The 8003-nt window shown below is 62.6% G+C and carries 8 protein-coding genes and 3 pseudogenes; 2 read left to right on the plus strand and 9 right to left on the minus strand.

The genetic code is table 11. The annotated features are described in order from the left end of the window. The first annotated feature begins 974 nt into the window (after positions 1 to 974). Positions 975 to 1523, plus strand: coding sequence for a hypothetical protein (locus EQG76_RS30535; RefSeq protein ID WP_159718994.1), 549 nt, complete (start codon positions 975 to 977; stop codon positions 1521 to 1523). Between the two features lie 256 nt (positions 1524 to 1779). Here the strand turns inward: EQG76_RS30535 and EQG76_RS30540 are convergent. Continuing rightward, positions 1780 to 2090 (minus strand): annotated as a pseudogene (locus EQG76_RS30540) (transposase); the annotation flags it as partial. 71 nt (positions 2091 to 2161) lie between these two features. Here EQG76_RS30540 and EQG76_RS30545 point away from each other — a divergent pair. Continuing rightward, the gene (locus EQG76_RS30545; protein ID WP_159718995.1) at positions 2162 to 2605 is read left to right on the plus strand and encodes a hypothetical protein; all 444 of its coding nucleotides are present in this window, start codon (positions 2162 to 2164) and stop codon (positions 2603 to 2605) included. Positions 2606 to 2901: 296 nt separating this feature from the next. Here the strand turns inward: EQG76_RS30545 and EQG76_RS30550 are convergent, their stop codons facing one another. From EQG76_RS30550 to EQG76_RS30585, 8 genes and pseudogenes are all read right to left on the minus strand, one after another. Next, positions 2902 to 3087 (minus strand): CsbD family protein, encoded by a 186-nt coding sequence (locus EQG76_RS30550; protein WP_159718996.1) that lies wholly within the window; start codon positions 3085 to 3087, stop codon positions 2902 to 2904. Between the two features lie 83 nt (positions 3088 to 3170). Next, positions 3171 to 3587: a response regulator gene (locus EQG76_RS30555; RefSeq protein ID WP_159718997.1), complete on the minus strand. Its 417-nt coding sequence runs from the start codon at positions 3585 to 3587 to the stop codon at positions 3171 to 3173. A gap of 420 nt (positions 3588 to 4007) precedes the next feature. Next, a complete protein-coding gene (locus EQG76_RS30560) occupies positions 4008 to 4871 on the minus strand; it encodes a hypothetical protein (protein WP_200841265.1) in 864 nt (287 codons plus the stop codon). A gap of 345 nt (positions 4872 to 5216) precedes the next feature. Next, a complete protein-coding gene (locus EQG76_RS30565; RefSeq protein WP_159718998.1) occupies positions 5217 to 5357 on the minus strand; it encodes a transposase in 141 nt (46 codons plus the stop codon). Positions 5358 to 5393: 36 nt separating this feature from the next. Beyond that, positions 5394 to 6206, minus strand: a pseudogene (locus EQG76_RS30570) (IS5 family transposase). A 71-nt stretch (positions 6207 to 6277) separates the two neighbouring features. After that, positions 6278 to 6670 carry a YidH family protein gene (locus EQG76_RS30575; protein WP_159718999.1) on the minus strand — a complete coding sequence of 131 codons (393 nt, stop codon included), beginning with the start codon at positions 6668 to 6670 and terminating at the stop codon, positions 6278 to 6280. Further along, on the minus strand, positions 6667 to 7134 hold the full coding sequence (locus EQG76_RS30580) for a DUF1622 domain-containing protein (RefSeq protein WP_200841266.1): 468 nt from the start codon (positions 7132 to 7134) through the stop codon (positions 6667 to 6669). Before EQG76_RS30580 ends, EQG76_RS30575 begins: the two co-directional genes overlap by 4 nt. Positions 7135 to 7403: 269 nt before the next feature. Beyond that, a pseudogene (locus EQG76_RS30585) lies at positions 7404 to 8003 on the minus strand (hypothetical protein); the annotation flags it as partial.

Consider the following 8003-nt stretch of genomic DNA (forward strand, 5'->3'; position numbering starts at 1 on the left):
AGAAAGACCTCTGCCGGCGGGAGCAGCCATCAGGAGCAGGTCTGGCAGTCGTCACCGTGATGGTGATGACAGCCCAGCAGCCGGGAGGGTGATCAAGGTGGCTTCAGTGGGCGAACTCGCGTAAGGTGGATCTGACTGTCATACTCTGATGCACAAGGCACACAAGTTCGCCCTGCCGAGTACTCAGCGGAAGTCATCAGCGGACTTACTGCTGTTGGCTGGTACTATCCTCACCGCTGCCGAGGTTGGTGCCGTCGGCGCCTCCATTGCCCCAGCCGTTATTGCCCTTCTGCTTGGCGTGACAGGATCGCATGTGCAGGTTCCCGTGGGATCGCCTGTGTTGAAACTGCCAGTTGTGACCAGAAGCGCAGATGCCGCGAGCAAAACTGCAAGTGTCTTTCCGCCAGACACCAAAACATGGTCCTTAATGATGCTGACCTAACAATCCATAGGGCTATGGTTACGAGCATTACCACTTCCACAAGTGCGCAAGGTATATTTGAAGAAAGGAAGCTTCATTAAAATCTCTGTGTTTCTTCGAGATTTCCATTAGCCTCTGTCCTGCTCGACTTCAGCTCTAGGGGTGACCAACAGCGGAGCTGGAGGGGCGCCTCGGCTTGACCGAGCTGCGGATCGCCCGGCTGGAGGCGAGCGGCAGGATCACCCCATACAGCTACCCCGAGATCTCATAAACCCGCATCAGGAGCGTCGGGAAATACTTCATAAATATCTTGACAGTCAGTCGGTAGTTAACCAAATCAATGAAGCACAAATGACTTTGCCTGTCGTCAAGGCGACAACTCTAATAGGCGATCTGATCCAGACCTCCGCTGACCAGCTGGCGGTCGACACGGACCCATGTGGCAGGTACGGCCGATCTCCTGGAGGTGACGGGCGACGTGGATCTGGCCGGCACGGTGCAATTCATCCCCTGACGCTCACGCCCACCCCAGTCACGGTGCTGTCCGCGGGCGATGCGCTGGGTCTCGACCAGGGCCTTGGTGCTGTCCAGCCACCTTTTCACCTTCATGCTGTCGCTGGGCTCGGATGACCAGTCGGTCGCGGTCACCCCGTCCGCCGACTTCCACATCGACGACGACTGCTTGAGCGACGGGCAGAAGAGCCAGGAGACCCATCTGCAGCGTCTATGGACGGCGAGAACCGGGCAGCTTCGCCACCGGTTCCGCCAGCTGGCCAACGAGGCGTCCATCGACAGCGCCAGCTACGGCCAGGCCCTGAACGGGCTGTCCGGCCAGACCTTGAGCGCCATCGGCGCATCCCGTCATGGCGCCAACCAGCGGTTCGTGGCGGCCATGAACAGCTGCCTGGTCTTCGAAGGTGACGGCACTCAGCAGCACGAGCGGGACTGCGGCTGGGTGCGGACGAGCGGGTGCGGAAGCGACCGGAAGGCCAGCGGCGATCAGCTAGGCTTCGACGAGCGCTCGGTGCCGCTTCAGGCGGGGGGGGCAGAAGGAGATCGCCGATGGCTAGTTCGTCGGCGGTTCGCTGGCTTACGAGAATAGCTCGCTGAACGCCAAGCCGGGGGGCCGGCAGTGCCCGTGGTGACGGGGTGCTGGCGGGCCTGCTGGTCAAGCGCCAGCTGGGCAGCTGGTTGGTCTCCGGTGCCCTTGCCGGCGGCTATGGCTGGTATGACAGCAAGTGCTATCTGACCTGGGCCGCATCCGGCAGACCGCTTCGGCCTCGCCCGAGACCCAGCAGCTGGGCTTGTCCACCCGGATCGCCTACCAGCTGCCGTTTGCGAGCTAGAGCATTTTCCAATCAGGCTGCATCAGCGTCATAGCCAGCGGCGGCGAAGTAGTTGGCGCATCCTGCGGGCTGAAGGCACTCACGGCAGCACCGATGGCAGCCCACAGGCCGTCGACGCTGCGTTCGGCGGCCTTGCGCAAGATGGCCTTGAGCTGGGCGAAGGCGTTCTCGATCGGATTGAAGCCGGGGCTGTAGGGCGGCAGGTAGAGCAGCCTGGCGCCGACGGCTTCGATCGCTGCGCATATACCGGCGCCTTGGTGGCTGCCGAGATTGTCCATGATCACGATGTCGCCGGGCTGCAACTCGGGCACCAGCACTTGGTCAAACAGGCGCGCGATGTCATCGGCAGATGCGGGGTCTGTGTCGTGGCTTATTGATGCAGGCGCACGCGGAGGTGGGTGATCGTCAGGCATGGAACATCTTCCAAGAACTGGAATATGCCACTCAACCCGCCGCACCCGCCAAAGATCCCACAACAGTCTCAACGCTAGTCACTAATGGTCGGCTTATATTTGGCGACGGAACCAGTGCACGTGCTTCGGCTTTCGCCACGACGCACCACCATGCAAAGCCCGCCTCCATGTCTCAGTTTGAACGGCTAAACCAGTTTGACTTCATCGACGAGTGGCGCATGGCGGAGCGTCGAAAGATCCTAAAGGAGTTCGACAGGCTGCTTGATGCTGCAGGGGATGACGCGCTGGAGGTCCGTGCGCTGGAGGCCATCCGAGACAGCAAGATCATTGCGGTCGAGAAGGACGCGCTCACGCAAAAGTTCATTGCTGCAGCGGTGGCAAAGCGGCTGGACAAGGTGTGGGGCCAAAGGAGCGGCCCGAGCTAGGGGTTGAGCCGCCACTCACCCTAGCGCAACGAGTGATCCGCTACCGGCATGGCCCGTAGATGCAGTAGGCTTGTTGCGGCCGTAGAACCGGCGACGACCAGCTGAGCGGCGCGCCAAGGGGCCAATGTGCCTTCACCGAAATGGCATTGTGGGCCAGCGCCAACGCTGCCTCGTTCGGCGCAGCCGGCTACCTGCTTTACCGGTGGTCCCGCCCAGGCAGCGTCCGACGGGACGAGGCGACTGAGCGGGAGCATGACCGCCTAGCACCAAAGATTCAGCACTCAGGCGGCCTGTACTCACTTCTTGCCGACAGCCTCGCGGATGCTGTCCTTCATACCGCCGACAGCGTTCTGCATGCGCCCTTCGTTCTTCTCGGCATTGCCCTCGGCTTCAGTCTTGGCGTCGCCGGTGGCCTTGCCGACGGTTTCCTTCACCGAGCCCTTGATCTTCTTCGCAGCGCCCTCGACGCGGTCCTCGTCCATGATCATCCTCCGTTCAGAACGTGGCCTCGCAAGGAGGCAGGTCCAGACAGAACCACAAGACGATGACCAAGTTCCGCAAGTGCTTAGCGCTGGTGATCCGGTAGCATGAAGATCTCGACGTCCGGAGGTGGCTCTGGCTGATGCCCCCGTAGCATCTCAGCGACGAACTCGATCAGCCTCGGCAGCCTGCCAGTATCATAGGGCTTGCGGACCACGCCCCAAGCGACATGCGTCTCTGAACGCGCCTGGGCGGCCTGGGCAGTCAGGAGGAACACCGGTGTGTCATACTGCTCCTTCAGGTGCCGCGCGATCACCCGACCATCCCCACCATCCCTGAGGCTCAGGTCGATCAGGGCAACGTCGGGCCGCTGCGCCTCGCACAGGCGGAGCGCATGCTCGACATTGTCGGTAGGACCGAGCACGCGATGCCCTGCGACCTTCAGGGCCCGCTCAATGGCCATGGCGACCATGCCTTCGTCCTCGACTACAAGGATCAACATCTTCCACACTAGTCCACGAAGCGTAAGCTGCCTGCAAACAGTGCAAGAGTAGCTAAAGTTGCAAACTACATGTGAGTTAGAACGCCGCTTGCATGGACCATTCTATTATGACGAACAGCTCATCTCTTCCCTGATCCTCCCCCGTCCGCCACACATCTGGCACTTCAGCCGTGGCTCCAGGGCCGGCAGCGTCTTATCCCGTCCGTACTTCTGCACTCATACGTCCTTGATCGGGGAGCCCCGCTGGCAGTGGTAGCACCAAGCCTCGATGCGAGTGGGCGACGGAAGCTCGTGAAGGCGGGCGAGGCGCCCGTAGATGGCCATCACCTGGGCGCCATGGCGATGGTGAGCCGGTTCGTGCGGCGACTGCCGCACTTCGAGCAGACTAGGTTCTGTCGCCAAAGGCTGGGCTTGTAGCCATCAACACAATGCGGACAGTAATTGAGTATATGGGAGCGCAAGCGCCCGCACTGCGGATGCTGCGGCAGCGTCATCGCCAGTGGCTAAAGGATATTGCATCGATCCGACCAACTGCGCTTGTTCCGCAGCGATCCGGGCCGCATTGACGTAGTCCACACGTGCAAGGCATGTCGCGGCATCCCCCAGACGCCTGGCACCGACGCGCACCGCGAAGTGGATCAGGTGCCCCCGCAATTCGTCATCGCAGCCCGCCTCGACCAGTGCCGCCAACCGCTCGGCGGCTTCACCATTGCCAAGGCTTCCCGGCGCCACCTCGCGATCGCCCTCCATCGACAGCCATTGTATTGCGGTGGGCAACGATGCCCGGATCACTTCGTCCGCTCGCACCTCTCTCACGCGCCTGAAATTTGTTCTCATCGTGAACGGCTCGCCGTAGCCGATTGTCTCGGCTCGCCATGCTGCCATGAAATCGGCCAGCGGCAGTGTCACGTAGGGATAGCCTTGCGGGTCGTGCATCAGAACACGCGTGTCATCAGCGGCGAGGACAACGAGATAATGATCAGCACCGATCGGTCCCGTCTTGCCCGGCTGGTGCCGCAAATGCCCTATTTCTAACGGGCCGACCCAGACCGGCCCTGCCTTGAGCGCCGCTATGAGCTGCTTGAGAGCATCCGTCGCATTCTTTCCCTTCCTGATTGTCGACATCCACCCTAACGCAGCCAGCGCCTTGTCAAAGCCGGCTTCTGGGGTCCAGCCGTACGGATCAAAGAATGGCACGGAGCCGCCGGTCAATTGCATGCCGAACGGGCTACCGGTCACGAACTCAATCACAGCCGTTGACGGCGCGTCCTCCCCGAGCATCATCGCGAAAGAATTTGCATAGCAATAAGGGCCAGAGCCCACATAAGGGAAATGCAAGACTATACTCCCAGAATCGCATCTGAACACTACAAGAGCGAGAATTCCCAGAAATTGTCAAATCGTCCGGCGCCACATTTGCATTATTTGTGATTGCTACCGCCGCTTTGCGGCGGCGTCACGGCATGGTGGCCAAATCAAGGTCGAGGCGAGCTGGACGAAGGCGAGATGGTGGGCGTCGAGCGCACGTTCCAGCCCGCGTCCGACGCCATCCGCGCAGCGCTGCGACGATGCAGCCCCCAATCCCGGCGGCGGTCCAGCGTCGTAGACGGCGCCAGGCGGTCCGCCAGTTCATGAGGTCTCCGGGAGGTCGCACCAGGATGCTCCAGTGCGGGCCAGCCAGAGGACGGCCTCGATGAAGCGCCGATGATCGCGCGCGGGCCGCCCGGTCCTGGGCTTCTGAAACGGTAGCAGCGGGAAGAGCCGACGCACATCGCGTCGGCCAGCACGATTCTGATCATCACGGGCCTAGGTCGTGTCGCCGAAGCTGCGCAGCCAGACCATCAGTGAAGCGATCTGGACGAAGGCGAGGTAGTGGGTGGCGAGCTTGTCGTACCTGGTCGCGACGCGGCGGAATTGCTTGAGCTTGCCGACCAGACGCTCGATCCGGTTGCGCTGCCGGTAGGTCGTGCGGTCGAAGTCGGGGTTGTGTGGCTGGTCCATCCGGTTCGGGATGATCGGGACGATCCGCTTGAGCCGCAGGGCGTCGAGCAGCCAAGCCGCGGAATAGGCCTTGTCGGCGATCACGGCCGCCGGCTTTCAGCGTGGCCGGCCACGCCGACCGGTGCGCAAGGCTGCCTGTTCAAACAAGGGCTCCACGCCCAGCAGATCATGACGCTCGCCTCCGGTCAAATGCAACGCCACCGGTCGGCCATGGGCATCGGCGCGAAGATGCAGCTTGGTCGAGAAGCCACCGCGGGATCGGCCAAGTGCCTGCTCGCCTGCCGACCTACGTGCTCCTGCGGCACAGGCATGGACGCGGATAACGGTGCTATCCAGCATGTGCACCTGCCAACCAGCGTCCGCTGCCACGGCTCGCAAGCCACCCAGAATGCGGCTCCAGATGCCGGCTTGGGTCCAGCGCTGGAGCCTACGCCAAGCCGTACGCCAGTTCATCAGTTCAGCCGGCAGGTCCCGCCAAGCCGAGCCGGTGCGAGCCAGCCAAAGCACGGCCTCGATGAACCTGCGATGGTCGATCGAGGGCCGCCCGGTCCTAGGTTCTTGCGGCGGCAACAGGGGCTTGAGCCGGATCCACATCACGTCCGTCAGCAGGGTGCGTATCCTCACCCAGCCCAGATGCGATCACGTCACCCGTTCACCAGCTTTGGCGACAGAACCTAGCCCTGGCCAGATTACCCCGTCCAGATCCCGATCAGGGCGCTGAATGCCACTATGACCAGGGCAGCATTCACGGTGATCAGGATCGGCGGATAGATCCGCTTGGTGTCGCCCTCTGGTGGCAGGGACCCGGGATGCAGCACCTGCCGCCAGACACCTGCCCCGAAGCTGAACGCGCTGAGCAGCACCAGCACCGTGCCACCTAGCAGGATGGTCCACTCCGGGACATGCCCTTCCAGCAGCTTGCGCGCACCCACACCGCTGGCGAGTGCGGCAAGGCCGGTACGTACCCAGGCAGCATAGGTGCGCTCGGCGGCAAACACGGTTCGATCCGCCGCCAAGGTGGTGCGACGATCGGTAGTCTCCAGTTCCTGCCGTTGCTGGCCCTCCACCACCTTTTCCTTCACGCGTTGCGTTCTGGCGGTTTCGGCCCTGCCTTCTGACCTGGTACCTGCTGCCAGGGCCAGCGGCCCTGAATCTCGACCTCGAGCGAGAAGCTGAGGAAGGTTCGGATCAGCACAATAACAGCTAGGACCCCAAGATTCTCAAGCGTAGGATCAACCGCCACGGTGCCGATGATGTCGGCCGCCACCAGGAACTCTAGGCCAAGTAGGATGGCGCGGCCTAGGCTGGCCCGAAAGGCGTCGTAGACGACAGTCGAACTGCCAGAGCGCAGCAGCCGCCACAAGTAATGCAAGGTGGCGGCAACGGCGCCAAGCACAATGACCGCGACACCGACGAACTCGATGCCACGAGCCGCTCCGTGCAGCCAGATCTCCAGCCAATCCGGAACGCGCGGCAGCAGCCCCTGGGATCCGGCAGTTGCGATATCCTGCGCCCAAACGGGTGGCGGCAGGAGGAAGATGCTCACTGGCAGAACGTGCCAGACCGGCACGAGAAATCTGCAAGCTGGTGTCATCTAGTCATGACCATGAGTGGCTGCCGAGCGTAATGATCATGGTCCACACTGCTACAAGCTGGAACATGTTGCGACGACTGAACTAAACCGCCCATTGAGCGTTTAGAACTCAATGACCGAACCGCCATGTCGAGTTGAAAGCTCACAGGCCTCAACAACGTCCAATCAGGCCGAGCCGGAGCAGCTTAACAACATGCCGGTCCGGCCATGTAAGATTGATGTTAAGTCCGAGTGGTGCGATTTCCAGACGTGGTCGTGCCGGTAGTGGTCGTGGTGGTCGTGCGACCGAGGGGGCCGCTGGGCAGCGGGTTCAGCCCCATGCGTGCGGTAAGCGTCGGCTCAACCGCGCCCATGCGCCCACCGAACCAGGCGGCAATGCCACCCAGGATGAGGCCGATGGCGCCGAACAGAGCACTGTAGGACACCGCACTGGCGGCTGCATCCGCGGCTTCCGTCGCCTGCTGCTGTGCCTGCTCCACGGACTGGCGATACTGCTGCTCGTACTGCTGGACCTGGGTGCGTGCCTCTTCGACCGGCACGTTCTGCGCCCGTGCGATGGCCTGGGCAGCCCGCTCGCGGGCATCCTCTGCCTGCTGCTCGTTTCCGGTGACGGCGGCACGCACGGCGGCGACCGCCGCATCGCGCAGGGCGGCCGGGTCGTTGCCGCCGGTGGCCCCGCGGATCGACTGCTCCACCGAGGCGAACGGATCGGTCACGTCAGCAAGATTGGGGGCTGCCACTTGGGCAGCCGTCTGTGCCGTTGAACCCACCGTGCTGGCAACGCCACCAAGCGCGCCGGTCATGGTGCGATAGGCACCGCC

Origin of the sequence: Geminicoccus flavidas, from assembly GCF_009806515.1 — a bacterium.
In the GTDB taxonomy this organism is placed as follows: domain Bacteria; phylum Pseudomonadota; class Alphaproteobacteria; order Geminicoccales; family Geminicoccaceae; genus Geminicoccus; species Geminicoccus flavidus.